Annotated in this window: 20 protein-coding genes; 14 read left to right on the top strand and 6 right to left on the bottom strand. The window is 59.4% G+C overall.

Translation table 11 applies throughout. The features are described from left to right. The first annotated feature begins 79 nt into the window (after positions 1-79). Entirely contained in the window at positions 80-1,081 is a 1,002-nt protein-coding gene (locus AC07VY_RS14405) for an extracellular solute-binding protein (protein WP_495098111.1), read from the top strand. Next, complete coding sequence (locus AC07VY_RS14400; RefSeq protein ID WP_495098112.1) at positions 1,078-2,793, top strand: diguanylate cyclase domain-containing protein; 1,716 nt, start codon at positions 1,078-1,080, stop codon at positions 2,791-2,793. The genes AC07VY_RS14405 and AC07VY_RS14400 overlap by 4 nt, the downstream gene beginning before the upstream one ends. Here the strand turns inward: AC07VY_RS14400 and AC07VY_RS14395 are convergent. Beyond that, positions 2,782-3,693 carry a LysR family transcriptional regulator gene (locus tag AC07VY_RS14395; protein WP_495098113.1) on the bottom strand — a complete coding sequence of 304 codons (912 nt, stop codon included), beginning with the start codon at positions 3,691-3,693 and terminating at the stop codon, positions 2,782-2,784. The two genes, AC07VY_RS14400 and AC07VY_RS14395, sit on opposite strands and share 12 nt — an antisense overlap. A gap of 103 nt (positions 3,694-3,796) precedes the next feature. On the opposite strand from AC07VY_RS14395, the gene AC07VY_RS14390 reads away from it, so the two are divergent. Further along, positions 3,797-4,819, top strand: a complete 1,023-nt coding sequence (locus AC07VY_RS14390) for a zinc-binding alcohol dehydrogenase family protein (protein WP_495098114.1) — start codon at positions 3,797-3,799, stop codon at positions 4,817-4,819. Between the two features lie 260 nt (positions 4,820-5,079). Then, positions 5,080-5,322 (top strand): hypothetical protein, encoded by a 243-nt coding sequence (locus AC07VY_RS14385; protein ID WP_495098115.1) that lies wholly within the window; start codon positions 5,080-5,082, stop codon positions 5,320-5,322. 98 nt (positions 5,323-5,420) lie between these two features. On the opposite strand, the gene AC07VY_RS14380 is transcribed toward AC07VY_RS14385, so the two are convergent. The 5 genes from AC07VY_RS14380 to galM form a co-directional block, all read right to left on the bottom strand. Then, positions 5,421-6,191 carry an exodeoxyribonuclease III gene (locus AC07VY_RS14380; RefSeq protein ID WP_495098116.1) on the bottom strand — a complete coding sequence of 257 codons (771 nt, stop codon included), beginning with the start codon at positions 6,189-6,191 and terminating at the stop codon, positions 5,421-5,423. A 152-nt stretch (positions 6,192-6,343) separates the two neighbouring features. Continuing rightward, entirely contained in the window at positions 6,344-6,559 is a 216-nt protein-coding gene (locus AC07VY_RS14375) for a CsbD family protein (RefSeq protein WP_495074386.1), read from the bottom strand. Between the two features lie 45 nt (positions 6,560-6,604). Continuing rightward, on the bottom strand, positions 6,605-6,925 hold the full coding sequence (locus AC07VY_RS14370) for a BON domain-containing protein (RefSeq protein WP_495074385.1): 321 nt from the start codon (positions 6,923-6,925) through the stop codon (positions 6,605-6,607). 92 nt (positions 6,926-7,017) lie between these two features. Then, the gene (locus AC07VY_RS14365; protein ID WP_495074717.1) at positions 7,018-7,530 is read right to left on the bottom strand and encodes a ferritin-like domain-containing protein; all 513 of its coding nucleotides are present in this window, start codon (positions 7,528-7,530) and stop codon (positions 7,018-7,020) included. 218 nt (positions 7,531-7,748) lie between these two features. Continuing rightward, positions 7,749-8,768: a galactose-1-epimerase gene (gene galM, locus AC07VY_RS14360; RefSeq protein ID WP_495098117.1), complete on the bottom strand. Its 1,020-nt coding sequence runs from the start codon at positions 8,766-8,768 to the stop codon at positions 7,749-7,751. A 139-nt stretch (positions 8,769-8,907) separates the two neighbouring features. Here galM and AC07VY_RS14355 point away from each other — a divergent pair, with 139 nt between their 5' ends. The 10 genes from AC07VY_RS14355 (at position 8,908) to AC07VY_RS14310 (ending at position 19,741) form a co-directional block, all read left to right on the top strand. Beyond that, entirely contained in the window at positions 8,908-9,948 is a 1,041-nt protein-coding gene (locus AC07VY_RS14355) for a UDP-glucose--hexose-1-phosphate uridylyltransferase (protein ID WP_495098118.1), read from the top strand. After that, positions 9,945-11,105: a galactokinase gene (gene galK, locus AC07VY_RS14350; protein ID WP_495098119.1), complete on the top strand. Its 1,161-nt coding sequence runs from the start codon at positions 9,945-9,947 to the stop codon at positions 11,103-11,105. The genes AC07VY_RS14355 and galK overlap by 4 nt, the downstream gene beginning before the upstream one ends. A gap of 11 nt (positions 11,106-11,116) precedes the next feature. Further along, complete coding sequence (locus AC07VY_RS14345; RefSeq protein ID WP_495098120.1) at positions 11,117-12,121, top strand: aldo/keto reductase; 1,005 nt, start codon at positions 11,117-11,119, stop codon at positions 12,119-12,121. Positions 12,122-12,386: 265 nt separating this feature from the next. Beyond that, positions 12,387-14,294: a threonine--tRNA ligase gene (gene thrS / locus AC07VY_RS14340; RefSeq protein WP_495074380.1), complete on the top strand. Its 1,908-nt coding sequence runs from the start codon at positions 12,387-12,389 to the stop codon at positions 14,292-14,294. A gap of 76 nt (positions 14,295-14,370) precedes the next feature. Then, positions 14,371-14,985: a translation initiation factor IF-3 gene (gene infC / locus AC07VY_RS14335; RefSeq protein ID WP_495098200.1), complete on the top strand. Its 615-nt coding sequence runs from the start codon at positions 14,371-14,373 to the stop codon at positions 14,983-14,985. A gap of 186 nt (positions 14,986-15,171) precedes the next feature. Continuing rightward, on the top strand, positions 15,172-15,375 hold the full coding sequence (gene rpmI, locus AC07VY_RS14330) for a 50S ribosomal protein L35 (RefSeq protein ID WP_092758776.1): 204 nt from the start codon (positions 15,172-15,174) through the stop codon (positions 15,373-15,375). 26 nt (positions 15,376-15,401) lie between these two features. After that, complete coding sequence (rplT, locus tag AC07VY_RS14325; protein ID WP_092758774.1) at positions 15,402-15,761, top strand: 50S ribosomal protein L20; 360 nt, start codon at positions 15,402-15,404, stop codon at positions 15,759-15,761. A 107-nt stretch (positions 15,762-15,868) separates the two neighbouring features. Beyond that, the gene (gene pheS, locus AC07VY_RS14320; RefSeq protein ID WP_495098121.1) at positions 15,869-16,921 is read left to right on the top strand and encodes a phenylalanine--tRNA ligase subunit alpha; all 1,053 of its coding nucleotides are present in this window, start codon (positions 15,869-15,871) and stop codon (positions 16,919-16,921) included. A 20-nt stretch (positions 16,922-16,941) separates the two neighbouring features. After that, positions 16,942-19,389, top strand: coding sequence for a phenylalanine--tRNA ligase subunit beta (gene pheT / locus AC07VY_RS14315; protein WP_495098122.1), 2,448 nt, complete (start codon positions 16,942-16,944; stop codon positions 19,387-19,389). A gap of 40 nt (positions 19,390-19,429) precedes the next feature. Next, entirely contained in the window at positions 19,430-19,741 is a 312-nt protein-coding gene (locus AC07VY_RS14310; RefSeq protein WP_495074715.1) for an integration host factor subunit alpha, read from the top strand. Positions 19,742-19,758: the final 17 nt, after the last annotated feature.

Raw genomic sequence — 19,758 nt, 5'->3', positions numbered from 1 at the left:
GGGTCATACGCTAGGTAACATCCGTTTACATATGAACTGGGCCTCTTTCAAACGCCGTAATTTCTGTCTGACGCTTGCAATGCTGCTTCCGGTGGTGTCACGTGCAGACCAAACTTTGCGCGTACTGGCCTGGCCCGGTTATGCCGACCCGGACATCGTCAAACAGTTCGAGCAGCGCGCCCAGGTGCGGGTCGAGGTGACCACCATAGACTCCGATGCGGACATGTGGCAAAAGATCCGCACCAACAACGCGCAGGACTTTGACCTGTTCGCCGTCAATACGGCCGAGCTGCAGCGATACATCAAGCAGGATCTGGTATTGCCCATCCCCCTGCAGGACGTCCCTAATCTGTCGCGCCAGCTGACGCGCTTTCGTAACCAGGATGCCATACCCGGCCTGCGGCGCAACGGCAATACCTATGCCATTCCGTATACCTATGCGGAGATGGGCTTGATTTACGACCGCAAGCAGGTGCCGCAGCCACCGGATTCGCTGGCTGCACTGTGGGACACGCGCTGGAAGGGCAAGGTCGTGGGCTACAACGGTGGTGCGCACAGCTTTTCTCTGGCGGCGCAGATGCTGCGCCTGAAGTCGCCATTCCAGATTGATGACAAAAGCTGGGGGCCGGCGGTAGAGCAACTGGTGGCTCTGCGCCGTAATGCAGCGGGCTTTTACACCCAGCCTGAGGAGGCCATGGCGCTGTTCAAGGCGCGCAAAGCCGCCTTGCTGTTCGCCAACTTTGGCCACCAGCAGCTGCAGCTAATGCAAAAGGCCGGCATGGACGTGGGTTACGTTATTCCCAAAGAGGGGGCCCTGGCCTGGCTGGACTGCTGGGCCGTGACCCGCGGCGCCCGCAACCCGGCGCTGGCGGCTGCCTGGATCAACTACATGCTGGAGTCCGAGCCTGGCCAGGCCCTGGTCAGTCGGCAAGGCCTGGCCAATACCACCACGGCCTCTGCCGGCGAGCGTGCCGAAGACCGCCTGGTATGGCTGGAGCCGGTCGAGAGCGAGGAGCGGCGGGATCTGCTATGGACCCGCATCATGGCGGGCGACCGCATCAGCAAGGTGTTGGCTCCATGAGGTTTGGCATCGCCGCCAAGCTGGCCCTGCTGTTGGCGTTGGTGGGTTTCTTGGCGGCGGGTGTGACTGGTTTCTACGCCTACCGAGCCAGCCGCGACCTGCTGGTGGACGCGGCCCAGAACAAGCTGCTGACGGCCACCCAGGTGCTGGCGCGCCGCATCACCCTCACACGTCAGGAGATTTCGCGCACCCTGGAGGTGCTGGCCCACCACCCGGCTGCGGTGTCCACCCTGCAGCACCCGGATACGGCGCTGGAGGACCAGCTCGCCACCCTGTTCCAGTTGCAGATGCAGGCCAATCCGGCCTACAGCCAACTACGGCTGATTTCTGCCAGCGACTTTGGCTTGGAGCGTGTGCGGGTAGATCGCAACAACGGCACGGTGGCGCGAGTGCAGGGCGACAACCTGCAGGAAAAGGGCCACTACACCTATGTTGCAGAGACGTTGAAGCTGCCGGCGGGCTCCACCTATCTGTCGCCCATCACCATCAACCGCGAAGCCGGCAGCGATGCCGGGCGGGACCTACCCATGCTGCAACAGGCCATGCCGGTGGTGGATGCAGACGGGAACGCGGTGGGCGTGGTGGTGGTGAATGTGGATTTGAACGGCATGTTCGCTCTGCTGTCGGCGGATCTGCCGGCGGCCTACAAGGTGTTTCTGGCGAACAGCGAGGGTGACATCCTGGTCCACCCGGACAACAGCAAGACTTTTGGCTTCGAGCGCGGCCGGCGCACGCTGGTACAGGACGAGTTCTTGCCAACCCGGACCGTGGTGCAACGCGAGCAGGAACACGTTGTGTTCGAGGATCGTGGCGGCGACTATGCGGGGGCGCCGGTGGTGGCCGCGTTCATTTCCCAGTCCACCCGGCTCTCGGCCAATGAGAGTCGGCTTATCCTGGGCTTGGCCCAGCCGCTGGAGCAGGTACTGGCGCAGTCGCAGCAGCTGGGCTCCACCGTGGTGAAGATCGTGGTGGGTTTGTGCCTGGCCTGCCTGTTGCTGGCGATTGTGCTGGCCCGTATCTGGACGCGGCCCATCAACCACATGACGGTGGCCGCGCAACGCATTGCCAACGGCCTGCCGCCGGAAAAGCTGCCCCTGCAAAGCCGTGACGAGATCGGTCTGCTGGCGCGTAGCTTCCACAAGATGCATACCCAGATCACCCAGCAGCTGGCGGACCTGAAGGACAACCAGGAAGAGCTGGAACATCTGGCCCAGCATGACATGCTGACCGGCCTGCCGAACCGGCGCCTGTTCCAGGAGCGGCTGGAGCAGGCCCTGGCCCATGCCCGCCGTTACCAGCAGCAGGTGTGCCTGTTCTTCATCGATCTGGATGCGTTCAAGGCTGTCAACGACCGCCACGGCCATGAAGCCGGTGACGTGGTGCTGGTGAACCTGGCGCAGCGCATGCTTTCCCTGGTGCGTGAAGTGGACACCGTGGCCCGCCTGGGTGGCGATGAATTCGTGGTGTTGCTGGGCGCAGCCGTGCCCGATGAGGATTTGATCGCCATCGCCGAAAAGTTGCTGAACGGCATCAAGCAGCCCATGACGGTGCGCGGCAAGGTACTGCAGCTGACGGCCAGTATCGGCATCAGCCGTTACCCGCAAGACGGGCAGACGGCCGGCGAGCTGTTGTCCAGCGCAGACAAAGCCATGTACGAGGTCAAGGGTTCCGGGCGGAACAGCTTCCACCAGTCATCCATCCTACCCCTTTGATTCCGTGGGCAGTGCAGCGCACTGGACTGCGACGAATTCGCGCAGCAGGCGCAGGGCCGGGGTGAGTTGGCGCCGGTCGGGCAGCACCATGTACAGGGGTGCGGCCTCGGTATCCCAGTCGGTACACAGAGCCTGCAGCGTGCCGTCTGCCAGTGCCTGGGCCATGTCCAGGCGGGACTTGTAGGCAATACCGCGCCCGGCAATGGCCCAGCGGCGCACCAGATCTCCATCGTTGGCCACATGGCCTCTGCCCACCCGTACCGTGGTGGGATGGCCGTTGTGGCTGAACTCCCAGCGGTCGTTCACGTCTTCACCCAGCAAAAAGCACAGGCAGTCGTGCTGGGCCAGGTCGGCTGGCGTGGTGGGTGTTCCATGCCGTTGTAGGTAGGCCGGCGAGGCGCACAGTACGCGCCGGTTGTCCAGGGCGACGGGTAGAGCCACGAGGCTGGAGTCGGGTGGCTCGCCGTAGCGGAAGGCCGCGTCCACTGGTTCGCTGAAGATGTTTGCCATGCGGTCAGATACCTGCAAGCGAAAGCGCACCTGCGGGTGCTGGTCCTGAAAGGCATCTAGCCAGGGCAGTAGCAGGTTGCGTCCCAGATCGGACGCAACGGCCAGGCGCAGCATGCCCTGTACCTGCTGGCGGCCCGTGGCCAGGGTCTGCTGGCCTTCACGCAAGGTGTTCAATGCCAGGCGGCAGTGCTCCAGGAAAACCGCGCCCTCGGGCGTTAGGCGCAGGCTGCGCGTGGAGCGCACCAGCAGTGCCGTCTGCAGCTCGGCCTCCAGCCGCTGCAGGGCCGCACTGGCAGCTGCGGGGGTGATATCCAGAGCCCGCGCGGCGGCGGACATGCTTCCCGCATCCACGGTGCGCACAAAGATGTCCAGGTCTTGCAAGGCTTTCATTTGCAAATTTTATTTGAAACTGAATTCAATCAATGGGCTATTTATCTGCAATTTAAGAAAGATGAAGATACGTCCCGTACCAAACATCTTTGAAGGAATCTCCATGCGCGCCATAGGCTACCAACGTCCCCAAGCTATTTCTGAACCCAGTGCCTTGCTGGACATTGAGTTGCCCGAGCCACAGGCCCAGGGGCGTGACCTGCTGGTCGAGGTGCAGGCGGTATCCGTCAACCCGGTGGACGCCAAGGTTCGCGCCTCTGCAGCGCCAGCGGAAGGACAGAGCCACAAGGTGCTGGGCTGGGACGCCAGCGGCATCGTGCGTGCGGTAGGGCCGGAGGTGCTGCTGTTCCAGCCCGGCGACCGTGTGTACTACGCCGGCTCCATCACCCGACCCGGCAGCAATAGCCAGCTGCATCTGGTGGACGAGCGCATTGCGGGTCATATGCCCACAACACTGGGCTTTGCCGAGGCCGTCGCCTTACCCTTGACCAGCATCACCGCCTGGGAGTTGTTGTTTGACCGCCTAGCCATCCCGCAAGGGGCGCAGGCCCAACCCAAGTCGCTGATGGTGATTGGAGCGGCCGGTGGCGTGGGCTCTATCCTGGTCCAGCTGGCGCGGCGCCTGACCGGGCTGACCATCGTGGGTACGGCCTCGCGGCCCGAAACCCAGGCCTGGGTGCAGCAGCTGGGCGCCCACCATGTGATCGACCACAACCAGCCCCTGGCGCCGCAGCTGCAGCGCATTGGTTTGCCTCAGGTGGATTACATCGCCAGTCTGACCCATACCGGCGACTACCTGACGCAGATACAGGAGGTGATTGCTCCACAAGGCAAGCTCGGCCTGATCGACGATCTGCCGGTGCTGGACGTGGCGCCATTCAAGCGCAAAGCCGTGTCGGTGCACTGGGAGATGATGTTCACCCGCCCCATGTTCGGCACGCCCGATATGCAGGCCCAGCACGAGCTGCTGGAGGCGGTGGCACAGCTGGTCGATGCGGGTCAGGTTCGCACCACATTGGCGGAGCACTTTGGCGGCATCAATGCCCACAACCTGCGGCGTGCCCACGCACTGATCGAGTCCGGCCAGGCGCGTGGCAAGGTGGTGCTGGAAGGTTGGGGCAGCTGATCTGACTGCCGAGTCGGGGCGTATGGGGAAGTGTGCGCAGATGTATCTCATGCATCTGCTCTGTTGCTCTTTTGATAGCGTTCTGTGCAGGTGTTTTGTGCGCTGCAGGGCGATGGGGCTTAAATGGGCGGCATGTATAAAGAAATGTATATGTGGTCAACGGGCTGGATACGTTCGCGTTGTAGGTACAGGTCTGAACGCAATTCGGACTTGCTCGACGAAGTCGGAGCCCATGCGACTATTGTTTTAGGAACCCTGTAATGACCACGATCAAATCTCTCTTCGCTGCCGCCCTGATTTCTACGGTTGCTGCTGCCTCGTTTGCCCAGGCGCCAGCCGCTCCTGCCAAGGATGCAGCTCCTGCTGCTGCCGCAGCGGCACCTGCAGATACCGCATCCAAGCCCATGAAGAAGCACACCAAGAAGCACGTGAAGAAGGCTGAAAAGGCTGCTGCAGCGACCCCTGCCACACCAGCAGCACCAGCTGCCTCCGCCGCCAAGTAAGCGCATCCGCCATTGCAAAAGGGGCTGAAGAAATTCAGCCCCCTTTTTGTTTTATGGGCTTACGGCGCAGGAGATACCTGCGCGTGAAGCTCCTGAATTTATAGCGTGTCGATTGTTACCACGACGGGTGCATGGTCGCTGGGGCGTTCGTTCTTGCGCGGCACTTTGTCGATTACGCAGGCGCTGACGAGCGGTTTGAGCGTGGGGCTGACCAGGATGTGGTCGATGCGCATGCCCCTGTTGCGGCGAAAGCCGAAGTCGCGGTAGTCCCACCACGAGTAGCTCTTCTCGGGCTGCGGGAACATGCGGTGCGAATCGGTCAGACCCAGCGCTACCAGGGCTTGCAGGTGGTAGCGTTCTTCGTCGGTGCAGTGGATGGTGTCCTTTAGGCCCACTGGGTCCCAGACGTCAGCATCGTCGAAGGTGATGTTGTAGTCGCCCATCAGCACCAGCTGCGGGTGTGTCAGCAGTTCGGTCTTGATCCAGTCGCGCAAGGCCTTCAGCCAGTGCATCTTGTAGTCGAACTTGTCGGTGCCCGGCGCCTGGCCATTGGGAAAATAGGCGCCGATGACGCGCACCCCGTTTACCGTACCGGTGATGACGCGCGATAGCTCATCGCTGAAGCCCGGGATGTTTTTTACGACATCGGTCGCCGGCGTTTTGCTCAGTAGAGCCACGCCGTTATAGGTCTTCTGGCCAAACCATTGCGCCTGGTAGCCGGCTTCGGCAAAGACCGCATGCGGGAATTTGTCGTCGGTTATTTTGGTTTCCTGCAATACCAGTACATCGACCGGGTTGGCGGTCAGCCAGTCAAGGACCTGGGGCAGGCGCACGGTGAGAGAGTTGACGTTCCAGGTGGCTAATTGCATGGCTTGGCAGGGAAGAAGAACAGGGCCTGAATCTTATTCTGTCTTGCGCCATGCAAAGTGCTGTGCTCCATGAAAAGCGCCCCAGGGCGCAAGCGACCAGGGGCGTTGAAAGGTTGCGGCCTTGGCAGGCATACAACCGAGGGCACAGGAAACTATTTGAACCAGGAATCATTGGCCTGCTTTTCCCAGGCTGAAAGCTGCTTCTCTGCTTCGTCTTTGGCAACGCCATAGCGTTCTTGGATCTTGCCGGCCAGTTGGTCACGCTTGCCCGCGATGACCCTCAGGTCGTCATCGGTCAGCTTGCCCCATTGCTCTTTTACCTTGCCGGTGGCTTGTTTCCAATTGCCTTCGATACGGTCCCAGTTCATAGCAGTTCCTTTCAGGATAGTTGGGGATTCAGGCAGTGGCTGGGCTTAGGGGCGCACAGCGACTTCGTTTTTCACGGCCTTCACGCCGCTGACGCTACGAGCAATACTTTCCGCAGCAGTCTTTTCACGCAAGCTCTTCGCGAAGCCGGAGAGCATCACGGTGCCGTTCAGTGTTTCGACACTGATGGCGCTTGCGTCCACATCTTTGTTTTCTACAAAGCGGGCCTTGATGCCGGTCGTGATGGATGCATCATCGACATAGGCGCCTACGGTTTGTTGGCCACGGCTGACGGCGCATCCGCCCATGGTGAGCAGGGCTGCGGCGGCAACGGTGGTGGCGATGGTGGTACGTAAGTTGAAGTACATGGTGAAGCTCCTGTGGTGAATAAATTGGTTGGAATCAACCGGGGGATCGTGACGATTGCTCTTCCACCCGAGGGTGGACGCGCTCTGCTCGGTTAGGCACCGAGCCAGTCCTTGAGTTCTTCGGCGTGCTCTTGCTCGTCGCTCAAGATATCTTCGATCAGGCGCCGGGTGGTGGAGTCTTTGTCTCCAATCATGGCGATGATTTGGCTATAGGCTTCAATGGCGACGCGCTCGGCAACCAGGTTGGCGCGGATCATGTCGCTCAGGTCCGAGGAGTCGTCGTAGCCCGCATGGCTGCGTTGGCTCAGTGAATCGGGTGCGAAGTTTGGTTCTCCGCCCAGTTGCACGATGCGTTGGGCCAGGCGGTCCGCGTGTGCAGATTCTTCGTTGGCATGCACCAGGAATTCTTCTGCAATCTTGGCCGATGCCCGTCCCTGGGCTGTGAAATGGTGGCGCTTGTAGCGCAATACGCATACCAACTCAGTGGCCAGTGAGTCGTTCAGTAGCTGGATGATGTCTTCGCGCCACGGCCCATAGTGGGGCGTGATGGAGCCCTGGTCCAGGCTGTGTTTGGCGGCTTCCATGGCAACAGTATCGAGTTCCATGCGGCCAGGCACGGCTGCAACTGCATGGATGGCATTTGTCGATTTTTTCTGGTTGGCCATGAAAGTCCTTGGTTGTTCGTCTTGGCGGTTGGTGATGGCACCAAGCCGATGACTGAACTTTAAAACCAGGGACCATGGCCAACCATCGGTCTAGACCGGCTGCCTGTGTAGGAAATTACCCCGCTACGCTGTCGGACCCGCGGGGGCGAATGGGGCAATCAGCGGGCAGAGAATCGGTAGTGGATGCTGTGCCGATAGACCTGCCCAGGCAATAGCCAGCAAGAAGGCTGGGGCCACTCTGGGTGGTTTGGGCTGTCGGGCAGGAACTGCGGCTCCAGTGCGATGCCGGCACATGCGGCGTATGCGCCACCTTCCCGGGCCGGCACGCCGGTCAGAAACTGCCCGGCATACATCTGCAATGAGGGCAGGGTGGTGTGCACGCGCATGCTCAAAAGGCCGTCACTGGCCTGTAGTACGGCAGCTGGTTCCTGCATATGAGCGCATGCTGGATCGAGCAAAAACGCGTGGTCGTAGCCTGCGCCAGCTGCTTGCTGCTCATCCTTGAGCCAGTCCTGCGCTAGGGTTTTGGGCTGGCGAAAATCGAAACCGGTGTCTTGTACCGATGCCAGATGCCCGAGGGGAATCAACTCCTTGTCCACGGGCAGGAATTGGCTGGCAGCGATAGACAGTTTGTGCGCCCGCGCATCGCCAGGTGCGGCGTCCAGATTGAAGTAGCTGTGATTGGTGAGGCACACCGGACTGGGCGCAGTTACACGTGCTTCGAACTCCATGTCGATGCCGAGGGACTCCGTCAGGCGTACGACGACCTGTGTTTGCAGTTCACCAGGAAAGCCTTGGTCTCCATCGGCAGATTCCAGGGTGAAGCGCACCTCGGTGTCGCTGCTTGATGCAATTGTCCAGCGGCGCTTGTCAAAACCTTCCGGTCCACCGTGCAACTGGTGTGGAGACCCGGCATTCGGTGTGACGGGGGTGACTTGGCCCGCGTGGGTGATGCGGGCTTGGCCAAGACGATTGGCATACCGGCCAATCGTGGCGCCAAGATAGGCGGTTTGTTGTGCGTATGCTGCAGGACTGGGGCAGCCGAGCAAAACTTCGCGGCGGGTCCCATTGGACAGTGGAACCTGGCAGGACAGCCAGGTTGCGCCCAGGTCCATGAGAGTCAGGCTCAGGCCGTCGCGGCTACGAAGATGCAAAAGAGTAGGGGGGGTATCGTGCATGGTGTCTGATCATGCCACTGCCTCGTGCTGAACGCGTTTACCCTCAGATGGAGTGATGGTGCGGCGCGCTACACTGTGCACAGTATTGCATTTGTATGATGATTAATCGGCTCCGAGGCATTTTATTTCGTTTCATTCCATGTTTGACCGCAACGACCATTCCCACCGCCGCTATAACCCCTTGACTGACCAGTGGGTGCTGGTGTCTCCACACCGATCCAAGCGACCTTGGCAGGGGCAGCAAGAGGCTCCCGATACGGCAGAGCGCCCGACTTACGATGCCCAGTGCTATCTGTGCGCGGGCAATGCCCGTGTCACCGGCGAGCGCAATCCAGCCTACACGCACACGCATGTGTTCACCAACGATTACGCAGCGTTGATGCAAGAGGTGCCTGATGCTCCGCCTGCCACTGATGTGCTGTTCACCAGCATGTCGGCACGCGGGACCAGCCGTGTGATATGTTTTTCGCCCGACCACAGCAAGACCTTGCCCGAGCTGTCGCTGGAGTCGATAGGCCATGTCATCACCACTTGGGCAGAGCAGAGCGAAGACTTGGGGGCGACTTATCCCTGGGTGCAGGTGTTTGAAAACAAGGGGGCCGCCATGGGCTGTTCCAACCCGCATCCCCATGGGCAGGTGTGGGCTAGCAGCTTTTTACCCAACGAAGCCTTGAAGGAAGATACGCAGCAGCGGCACTACTTTGCGAAGCATGGACGGGCACTGCTATTGGACTATGCCGAGCGCGAGGCCCAGTTGGGCGAGCGTACGGTGGTGCAAACCGAGTACTGGTTGGCCGTCGTGCCCTACTGGGCAACATGGCCGTTCGAGACGCTTTTATTGCCGCGCTTTGAAGTGCAGCAACTGCCGCAGCTGAATGCAGCCCATCGCCTAGACCTGGCCTTGGCTTTGAAAAAGCTGACCAGCCGCTACGACAACTTGTTCCAATGCTCGTTTCCCTATTCCATGGGCTGGCACGGAGCACCGTTTGACGGCTCTGAAGCCCGGCCATGGCAGCTGCATGCCCATTTTTATCCACCACTTTTGCGTTCGTCCTCTGTGCGCAAGTTCATGGTGGGCTATGAAATGCTGGCTGAGGCGCAGCGTGATCTCACACCTGAGCAGGCTGCAGAGAAACTGCGTGCCGTATCCGATACCCATTACTTGAGCAAGCAACCATGAATTCCGCCTTGATAGAGGCTGTGACAACAGCATTTGAAAGCAGCTTTGGCGCAGCCCCAACACTGTTTGTGCAGGCACCAGGACGCGTCAACTTGATCGGCGAGCATACCGATTACAACGACGGCTTCGTCCTGCCCTGTGCCATCAACCACGGTACGGTCATCGCCGCTACACCGCGTAACGACGGCCTGGTGCGTGTCGTGGCGGCAGACTATGGCAACGCAGTGGATCAGTTCCGTCTGGATGCACCCATCGTGCCGCATGCCACTGAGCTTTGGCCGAACTATGTGCGGGGCGTCGTCAAATACTTGCAGGAGCATGGGTTGGCTTTGCAGGGTGCAGACTTGGCGCTGTCTGGGGATGTGCCCCAAGGCGCCGGACTGTCTTCGTCTGCGTCGCTGGAGGTTGCCGTGGCCCAGGCGTTCAAGAGCCTGCAGGGCTGGACGGAGTTGCAACCCACGGATATGGCTTTGATCGCCCAGCGCGCTGAAAATCGCTTTGTGGGTTGCAATTGCGGCATCATGGACCAGCTCATTTCAGCTCGCGGGCAGGCAGGCCATGCGCTGCTGATCGACTGCCGCTCGCTGGACGCCCGTGCTGTGCCCATGCCACCCGGCGTGGCGGTGATGATCGTCAATTCACGTGTGCAACGTGGCCTGGTGGAGAGCGCCTACAACATCCGCCGTCAGCAATGCGAGGCGGCTGCCGCCCATTTTGGCGTGCCGGCGCTGCGCGATGCCACGCCCGAGATGCTGGATGCCCGCAGCGCCGGAATAGACCCCGGGGTGCTGCGCCGGGCTCGCCATATCGTGACCGAAAACCAGCGTACGTTGGACGCCTGCGAGGCCTTGTCTCGTGGAGATATGCAGCGTATGGGCGTGCTGATGGCCGAGTCGCATGCATCCATGCGTGATGATTTCGAGATCACAGTCCCTGCCATTGACCAACTTGTTCAGTTGCTACAAGACGCAATCGGTGCGCATGGCGGGGCGCGTATGACCGGTGGTGGCTTTGGCGGTTGTGTGGTGGCGCTATTGCCCGAGGCTATGGTGGCCGAGGTGCGAGCCGTGGTCGATGCGCACTACCGCTCTCCTAACGGGTTGCCGGGAGATGTCTACGTGTGCTTGCCGAGTGCGGGCGCAGGTGCCATTGCTTAAAAATTTAAACCATGAGCCCTATCTACCAACCCAGCTCCCGCCGCTATGAGCAAGTGCCTTATCGCCGTTGCGGCCGTAGTGGGCTCAAGTTGTCCGCTGTATCGCTGGGCCTGTGGCATAACTTTGGTGGCGTGGATGCCATGGACAATGCGCGCGCCATCGTGTGTTGTGCGTTTGACCATGGAATTACCCATTTCGATTTGGCGAACAACTACGGTCCCCCACCCGGCTCTGCGGAGGAGTGCTTTGGCCAGCTTTTGCGTAGCGATTTAGGGCGCTACCGCGATGAATTGGTGATCTCCACCAAGGCCGGCTATACCATGTGGCCGGGTCCCTACGGAGACTGGGGCTCGCGCAAATACCTGCTGGCCAGTCTGGACCAAAGCCTCAAGCGCATGGGACTGGACTATGTGGACATTTTCTACCACCATCGGCCCGATCCCGATACACCCCTGGAAGAGACCATGGGTGCGCTGGCCCATGCGGTACGTACTGGCAAGGCGCTGTATGTGGGCGTGTCCAATTACCCGGCGGAGCTGGCACGTCGCGCTGCTGGAATGTTGCGTGAGATGGGCGCGCCTTGTTTGATTCACCAGCCACGTTACAACATGTTCAACCGTACTGCGGAAGAGGGGCTGCTGCAAACCCTGGATGCCGAAGGTGTTGGGTGCATCGCTTTTTCTCCGCTGGCGCAGGGACTGTTGACCGACAGATATCTGGATGGTGCAATTCCGGCGGATTCGCGGGCAGGTCGTTCGGGTGGATTTTTACGGCCAGAGCATTTGACGCCTGAGCGTTTGGCTCAGATTCGCCAGTTGCACCAGCTCGCTCAGGAGCAAGGTCGTAGTTTGGCGCAACTGGCATTGGCTTGGGTGCTGCGCCATCCGGGTATGAGCTCGGTGCTGATCGGTGCAAGTCGTCCCGCCCAAATTCTGGACGCAGTGGCCGCCATGCAAAAGTCCAGCCTGGATGCGCAAGTTTTTCCGGCCATTGACCGTATTCTGGCAGGTGCCTAGCAGTAAGCGGTTTTGGCGGTCGCTGCCTTGTGGCACCGTATTCGATAGAATAAGATACGCGGCTTAATGTTTGTTGGCATACGCTCTTTGAAAGCATTCTCATGATGGCTCTGCGAACTACACCGGTAATTTTTAAAAGCCCCTAAAGGTCGTAGTCTGCGCGCCTTAGGCGCCGAAGAGCTATCAACATGAAAAAAGCGCGGTCTGTGAACCGCGCTTTTTGCTTTCTGTGACTCCTGTTTCACCGATTACCTATCCAATTCTTATGATCCAAATCACGCTCCCCGATGGCTCCGTCCGTGAGTTTCCTGGTCCGGTCACTGTGGCCGAAGTGGCTGCCTCCATCGGTACTGGTCTTGCCAAAGCGGCGTTGGCAGGCAAGATCAATGATCAGGTGGTAGACACCAGCTACCAAATCGTGGAAAACAGCCCTCTGGCGATCATCACGGCCAAGGATTCTGAGGGGCTGGAGGTGATTCGCCACTCCACAGCGCATTTGTTGGCGTATGCGGTGAAGGAGTTGTTCCCGGATGCGCAGGTCACGATTGGGCCGGTGATTGAAAATGGCTTCTTTTATGACTTCTCTTACAAACGCCCGTTCACGCCCGACGACTTGGTAGCGATCGAGAAGAAGATGGCCGCTTTGGCGGCCAAGGACGAGCCAGTGGTGCGCCGCGTTTTGCCACGAGACGAGGCCGTGGCTTATTTCAAGGGCCTGGGCGAGCACTACAAGGCCGAAATTATTGCCAGTATTCCAGTAAACGAGGATGTGTCGCTGTACCGTGAAGGCGCGTTTGAAGATTTGTGCCGCGGCCCCCATGTGCCTAGCACGGGCAAACTCAAGTTCTTCAAGCTGATGAAGCTGGCCGGTGCCTACTGGCGCGGTGACCACAACAATGAAATGCTGCAGCGCGTCTACGGTACGGCCTGGGCTACCAAGGACGAGCTGCAAAATTACCTGACGCAGCTGGAAGAAGCCGAGAAGCGTGACCACCGCAAGTTGGGCCGCGAGTTGGACCTGTTCCATATTGACGACCATGCACCCGGCTTGGTGTTCTGGCATCCCAAGGGCTGGACTGTCTGGCAGGGCGTTGAGCAGTACATGCGCAAGGTTTACCAAGATAACGGTTACCAGGAGGTCAAGGGTCCACAGGTCATCGACAAGACGCTGTGGGAGAAGACCGGGCATTGGGACAAATACCGTGAAAACATGTTCACAACCGAGTCGGAAAAGCGTGAATACGCGCTGAAGCCGATGAACTGCCCAGGCCATATCCTGATCTTCAAGCAAGGCATCAAGAGCTACCGTGACCTTCCGCTGCGTTTTGGCGAATTTGGTCAGTGCCACCGCAACGAGCCGTCGGGCGGCTTACACGGCATCATGCGCGTACGCGGCTTCACGCAGGATGATGGTCATATTTTTTGTACCGAAGACCAGATCCAGGCCGAGTGCGTGGCCTTCACGACGCTGCTGCAAAAGGTCTACAAGGATTTTGGTTTCACCGACATCATTTACAAGCTGGCTACCCGACCCGAGAAGCGCATTGGCTCCGAAGAAAGTTGGGACAAGGCCGAGAACGCCTTGATGGCCGGCTTGCGTGCGTCAGGTTGTGACTTCCAAATTTCGGCGGGCGAAGGTGCGTTCTATGGTCCTAAGATCGAATACACGCTGAAGGATGCGATTGGCCGCGAATGGCAGTGCGGCACGATGCAGGTGGATCCCAATATGCCTGAGCGTCTGGATGCCGAGTACGTGGGTGAAGATGGCGCGCGCCACCGCCCCGTGATGCTGCACCGTGCGATCGTGGGTAGTTTGGAGCGTTTCATCGGAATTTTGATCGAACAGCATGCCGGAGCGTTGCCAACATGGTTGGCGCCGATCCAGGTTTCCATTCTGAATATCACGGAGTCTCAGGATGAATACTGTCGTGAAATTGCCAAAATGCTGCAGAATCAAGGGCTTAGGGTTCAACTGGATCTGCGTAACGAAAAAATTACGCGTAAAATACGCGAGCATTCGATGCAAAAGCTTCCCTATATCCTAGTGATAGGAGACAAGGAGAAAGAAGCTGGTTCCGTTGCAGTGCGCGCCCGGGGCAATATTGACCTCGGAGTCATGTCTCTCCAGGACTTCCTGTCCAAAGTGGCAGATGACATAGCCTCTAAAGTTTAGTTTTAATAGAACGCAGCTTTAGCGCCCGCGCTGATTGCGGTTGTCGCTATAATATTTATAGCATTGATTTTGAAGGATTAAAGCCATCGCTACTGAATTTCGTGACCGCCGTCACCGCGAAGAACGCAAGCACCGTCTCAACCGTGAAATCATGGCGCCGGAAGTACGACTCTCCGGTCCAGACAACGAGCCATTGGGTATTGTTAGTCTGATGGAGGCTTTGCGCCTTGCCGGTGAGTACGATGTCGACTTGGTTGAAATTGTTGCTACAGCGAATCCACCGGTTTGCCGGTTGATGGACTATGGCAAGTTCAAGTACCAAGAGCAGAAAAAGGCGGCAGACGCGAAGTCCAAGCAAACGGTTATCGAGATCAAGGAAGTCAAGTTCCGTCCCGGTACCGATGATGGCGATTACAACATCAAGCTGCGCAATATCAAGCGTTTTCTGGCCGATGGCGACAAGTGCAAGATCACTTTGCGTTTTCGGGGGCGAGAAATCACCCACCAGGAAATCGGTATGGCTTTGTTGCAACGTATTCGCACGGATTTGCAGGACTTGATCATCGTTGAGCAATTCCCCAAGTTGGAAGGTCGTCAGATGATCATGATGATCGCGCCAGGCAAGAAAAAGCCAGGCTCCAGCAAGCCAGTGGCGGAGGCTGCAACTGCTCCGGCAGCGGCGGCATCTTAAAGATTCGGTTTGCAGGTTTACCTGTAGGCTGTTTGCAAGGAGGGCAACCTCTTTGTCCAAAACGGTGGTTTTTCCATCGTTTTGAAAAGCGAAAGGTGAAAGCTTTTCGCTAAGAAGTGGCTCGGGGCCAACAAGTCTGGGATCGGTTCCCAGCGCCTCACGAGCACAATGAAAAGGAGCATTTAAATGCCCAAAATGAAGACCAAGAGCGCGGCCAAGAAACGGTTCCGCGTTCGTCCAGGTGGCACCGTCAAGCGCGGTCACGCCTTCAAACGTCACATCTTGACCAAGAAGACCACCAAAAATAAACGCCAGTTGCGTGGTACTGCAACCGTGCATGAGACCAATATGGGTCACATGGCACAGATGCTGCCAGGCCGTGGCATTTAATTTAACGACGAACAAGGAGTAAATACATGCCTCGCGTCAAACGTGGTGTAACGGCTCGCGCCCGCCACAAAAAAGTTCTCGCCCTTGCAAAAGGTTTCCGCGGTCGCCGCGGTAATGTTTACCGCATCGCCAAAGAAGCGGTAATGAAGGCTGGGCAATATGCCTACCGTGACCGTCGTACCCGCAAGCGGGTGTTCCGTCAGCTGTGGATTGCCCGTATCAACGCCGCTGCGCGTGAATGCGGTCTGACCTACAGCCAGTTCGCCAATGGCCTGAAGAAGGCTGCCATCGAGATCGACCGCAAAGTGCTGTCCGATATCGCTGTGCACGACAAGGCGGCATTTGCCAGCATCGTGGAGCAAGTCAAGGCCCGTCTGGCTGCTTGATTCCCCACGCTGGGCCGCTATTCTTTGGATGGCGGTCTGTGCAAGTAATACAAGGGCTAGAGCTTGAAAAAGCACTAGCCCTTTGTCATTTCAAGACAAGAGATGTTATGAACGAGTTGGACGCAATCGTCAGTGCCGCACAAGCCAGTTTTCAGGGGGCGAGGACGCCTGCCGATCTGGAGAATGCCAAGGCCCAGTTTTTAGGTAAATCTGGCCGCATCACCGAGTTGATGAAGGGCATGGGAGCTCTGAGCGTAGAAGAAAAAAAATCACGCGGCGCCTCCATCAATCTGGCCAAGCAGGCCATCGAAGCCGCTCTGACAGCGCGCCGCAAAGCCTTGGCCGATGCCGAGCTGGACCTGCAATTGAAAGCCGAAGCCTTGGACGTGAGCCTGCCAGGCCGCCAGCGCGGGCAGGGCGGTCTGCACCCGGTGTCGCTGACGCTGGAGCGTATTGAGGCCATCTTCGGCTCGATGGGATTTGAAGTCGCCCAAGGCCCCGAGATCGAATCCGACTGGTTCAATTTCACCGCGCTGAACACGCCGGAAGACCATCCAGCGCGCTCCATGCACGACACCTTTTACGTGGAAGGCGGCACCGCTACCGCGCCGAACCTGCTGCGCACCCACACCAGCCCGATGCAGATCCGCCATGCGGTCACGCATGTGAAGAAACACCGCGCCGCCATCGACGCCGGCCAGGTGATGCCCGAGATCCGCGTGATTGCGCCGGGCCGGACCTACCGTGTCGACAGCGACGCCACGCATTCGCCGATGTTCCACCAGTGCGAAGGCCTGTGGATCGGCGAGAACGTCAGCTTCAAAGATTTGAAAGTAGTTTTCACCGATTTTTGCCGCACCTTTTTTGAATCGGACGATCTGGTGCTGCGTTTCCGCCCCAGCTTCTTTCCGTTCACCGAGCCCAGCGCAGAGATTGATATCCAGTTCCAGAGCGGCCCGCTGTCCGGCCGTTGGCTGGAAGTGGCCGGCTCAGGCCAGGTGCACCCTAACGTGGTGCGCAATATGGGGCTGGACCCCGAGAAATACATCGGCTTTGCCTTCGGCATGGGCCCCGACCGTCTGACCATGCTGCGCTATGGTGTGAACGACTTGCGACTGTTCTTTGATGGCGATATCCGCTTCCTCAGCCAGTTTCAATAAACCTTCAGCAGAACTAGACCATGCAATTTCCTGAATCCTGGTTGCGCGCCTTCTGCAACCCCGACCTGACCACCGAGCAACTGGCCGAAACCCTGACCATGGCCGGGCTGGAAGTCGAAGAACTGAAGCCTGTCGCGCCACCGTTTACCTGCATCGTTGTGGGCGAAATCAAGACCGCCGAGCAGCATCCGAATGCCGATCGCCTGCGCGTCTGCACCGTCGATGTAGGCCAGGCCGAGCTGCTGAACATCGTCTGCGGCGCCCCGAATGCCCGCGTCGGCATCCGTGTGCCCTGTGCCACGGTGGGCGCCGAGTTGCCGCCCGGCGAAGACGGCAAACCCTTCCTGATCAAGGTCGGCAAACTGCGTGGCGTGGAAAGCCAGGGCATGCTGTGCTCGGCGCGCGAACTCAAGCTGTCCGAGGACCATGGCGGCCTGCTGGAGCTGGCGGCCGATGCACCGCTGGGTCAGAACATCCGCGAGCATCTGGCGCTGGACGACACCTTGTTCACCCTCAAGCTCACGCCGAATTTGGCGCATTGCCTGAGCGTGTATGGCGTGGCCCGTGAAGTTGCCGCATTGACCGGTGCGCCACTGCTGCAGCCTGAGTTTCCTGCGGTTGCCGCAAAGAATGCCGACCGCCTGCCAGTGAAGATCAGCGCACCCGATCTGTGTGGCCGCTTCTCCGGCCGCATCGTGCGCAAGGTGAATCCCAAAGCCAAGACGCCCCAGTGGATGGTGGATCGCCTGGCACGTTGTGGCCAGCGCAGCGTGACTGCCTTGGTAGACATTTCGAACTACGTGATGTTCGAGCTGGGCCGTCCTTCGCATATCTTCGACTTGGACAAGATCCACGGCGGACTCGATGTGCGCTGGGGCCAGCCTGGCGAGCAGCTTAAGCTGTTGAACGGCAACACGGTCACCGTCGACGAAAAAGTCGGCGTGATAGCCGACGATCAGCAGGTCGAATCGCTGGCTGGCATCATGGGTGGTGACGCCACGGCCGTGTCGGACGATACGGTCAACATCTATGCTGAAGCCGCCTTCTGGTGGCCCAAATCAATTGCAGGCCGTTCGCGCCGCTACAACTTCTCTACCGACGCAGGGCATCGCTTCGAGCGGGGTGTGGATGCGGGTCAGACAGTAGAGCATCTGGAGCGCATCACCCAGCTGATTCTGGACATCTGTGGCGGCGAAGCCGGCCCGATGGACGATGTGCAGGTGAATCTGCCCCAAGCCCAGCCCGTTACCTTGCGCGTGGCGCGTGCCGCCAAGGTGATCGGCATGCCGCTGACCCAAGCCCAGTGCGCCGATGCATTGAAGCGCCTGGGGCTGCCGGTGGTGGAGGGCGATGGCGTGCTGACCGTGACACCGCCGTCCTACCGTTTCGACCTGACCATCGAAGAAGACCTGATCGAAGAAGTGGTGCGCATGGTGGGCTACAACCAGCTGCCGACTACGCCGCCGCTGGCGCCGATCACCGCCAAGATCCGCACCGAATCGCAGCGCAGCCCATTTGCCGTGCGCCGTGCGCTGGCCGGCCTGGGCTACCAGGAAACCATCAATTTCAGCTTCGTCGAAGAGCGCTGGGAGAAGGAGCTGGCGGGCAACCCCAATCCGATCCAGTTGCTGAATCCGATTGCAAGCCAAATGAGCGTGATGCGCTCGTCCCTCATGGGTTCCTTGCTACAGGTTTTGAAGTTCAACCTGGACCGCAAGGCCAGCCGCGTGCGGGTTTTTGAGCTGGGCCGCGTGTTCCTGCGCGATGCCAACGCGGTGAACTCCGACACCACCGTTGCCGGCTTCCACCAACCCATGCGTGTCGCCGGCATTAGCGTTGGTGCGGCCGACCGCCTGCAATGGGGGCGTAGCGAGCAAGGCGCCGACTTCTTCGACATGAAGGGCGATGTGGAGGCGCTACTGGCGCCACTGCAGGCACAGTTCGAGCCTGCCGAACATCCCGCTCTGCACCCCGGCCGTTGCGCGCGGGTACTGGTCAACGGACAGGCGATTGGTTTTATTGGCGAATTGCATCCCCAGTGGCGCCAAGGCTACGAGCTGGCGCAGGCGCCGATGCTGTTCGAGTTGGATTTGGATGCGGTGCTGCAACGCCCCGTGCCGGTGTTCGCGCCGGTAGCCAAGTTCCAGGCCGTCGAGCGCGATATTGCGGTGATCGTTGCAGAAGCCGTGACGCATGCGGCCTTGCTGGCGGCCGCGCAAGCGGCGGCAACCAACGGTTTGTTGCGCGATACCCTGGTCTTTGACATCTACCGTCCCAAGCCCACGCCCAAGGGTGTTGAAGCCCAGCCGGTGGCGGCTGGTGGCCTGGCCCAAGGCGAAAAGAGTGTGGCTCTGCGCCTGACTCTCAACAACGCGGACGCTACGCTGACCGAGGCGCAAATCGATGCTTCGGTACAGGCGGTACTGGCCCAGTTGACGACCCAATGCGGTGCACGTTTGCGTGCTTGATGAAATCGGTTTGACGCGACACGACATACTGGAGAACGCCGTGGAAATTGCGGTAGAGAGCCTGGAAACCCCGACCCTGACCAAGGCGCAACTGGCCGATTTGCTGTTCGAGCAGATCGGTTTGAACAAGCGTGAGTCGAAAGACATGGTGGATGCATTTTTTGACTTGGTCAATGCCAGTCTGGTTGAGGGCACGGACGTCAAAATCTCCGGATTTGGTAACTTCCAAATTCGTACCAAGGCACCTCGCCCTGGCCGCAATCCCCGCACCGGAGAGGCAATTCCGATCGATGCCCGCCGTGTCGTGACCTTCCATGCCAGCCACAAACTCAAAGAGCAAATCCAGGGTTGATGGCGGTTTAAAACACA

It is taken from the genome of Rhodoferax sp. GW821-FHT02C08, assembly GCF_059421805.1.
The sequence above is the reverse complement of the archived record's forward strand: the minus strand, read 5'-3'. Positions and strand labels throughout refer to the sequence as shown.

What these genes read in the sequence shown, in the direction of transcription:
- AC07VY_RS14405 (WP_495098111.1), top strand. Translation starts at nt 80, where the DNA reads ATGCTGCTTCCGGTGGTGTCACGTGCAGACCAAACTTTGCGCGTACTG.
- AC07VY_RS14370 (WP_495074385.1), bottom strand. Translation starts at nt 6,925, where the DNA reads ATGTACTTCAACTTACGTACCACCATCGCCACCACCGTTGCCGCCGCA.
- rpmI (WP_092758776.1), top strand. Translation starts at nt 15,172, where the DNA reads ATGCCCAAAATGAAGACCAAGAGCGCGGCCAAGAAACGGTTCCGCGTT.
- AC07VY_RS14375 (WP_495074386.1), bottom strand. Translation starts at nt 6,559, where the DNA reads ATGAACTGGGACCGTATCGAAGGCAATTGGAAACAAGCCACCGGCAAG.
- AC07VY_RS14380 (WP_495098116.1), bottom strand. Translation starts at nt 6,191, where the DNA reads ATGCAATTAGCCACCTGGAACGTCAACTCTCTCACCGTGCGCCTGCCC.
- AC07VY_RS14395 (WP_495098113.1), bottom strand. Translation starts at nt 3,693, where the DNA reads ATGAAAGCCTTGCAAGACCTGGACATCTTTGTGCGCACCGTGGATGCG.
- AC07VY_RS14400 (WP_495098112.1), top strand. Translation starts at nt 1,078, where the DNA reads ATGAGGTTTGGCATCGCCGCCAAGCTGGCCCTGCTGTTGGCGTTGGTG.
- thrS (WP_495074380.1), top strand. Translation starts at nt 12,387, where the DNA reads ATGATCCAAATCACGCTCCCCGATGGCTCCGTCCGTGAGTTTCCTGGT.
- AC07VY_RS14385 (WP_495098115.1), top strand. Translation starts at nt 5,080, where the DNA reads ATGACCACGATCAAATCTCTCTTCGCTGCCGCCCTGATTTCTACGGTT.
- AC07VY_RS14345 (WP_495098120.1), top strand. Translation starts at nt 11,117, where the DNA reads ATGAGCCCTATCTACCAACCCAGCTCCCGCCGCTATGAGCAAGTGCCT.
- galM (WP_495098117.1), bottom strand. Translation starts at nt 8,768, where the DNA reads ATGCACGATACCCCCCCTACTCTTTTGCATCTTCGTAGCCGCGACGGC.
- pheS (WP_495098121.1), top strand. Translation starts at nt 15,869, where the DNA reads ATGAACGAGTTGGACGCAATCGTCAGTGCCGCACAAGCCAGTTTTCAG.
- AC07VY_RS14355 (WP_495098118.1), top strand. Translation starts at nt 8,908, where the DNA reads ATGTTTGACCGCAACGACCATTCCCACCGCCGCTATAACCCCTTGACT.
- AC07VY_RS14365 (WP_495074717.1), bottom strand. Translation starts at nt 7,530, where the DNA reads ATGGAACTCGATACTGTTGCCATGGAAGCCGCCAAACACAGCCTGGAC.
- galK (WP_495098119.1), top strand. Translation starts at nt 9,945, where the DNA reads ATGAATTCCGCCTTGATAGAGGCTGTGACAACAGCATTTGAAAGCAGC.
- rplT (WP_092758774.1), top strand. Translation starts at nt 15,402, where the DNA reads ATGCCTCGCGTCAAACGTGGTGTAACGGCTCGCGCCCGCCACAAAAAA.
- pheT (WP_495098122.1), top strand. Translation starts at nt 16,942, where the DNA reads ATGCAATTTCCTGAATCCTGGTTGCGCGCCTTCTGCAACCCCGACCTG.
- AC07VY_RS14390 (WP_495098114.1), top strand. Translation starts at nt 3,797, where the DNA reads ATGCGCGCCATAGGCTACCAACGTCCCCAAGCTATTTCTGAACCCAGT.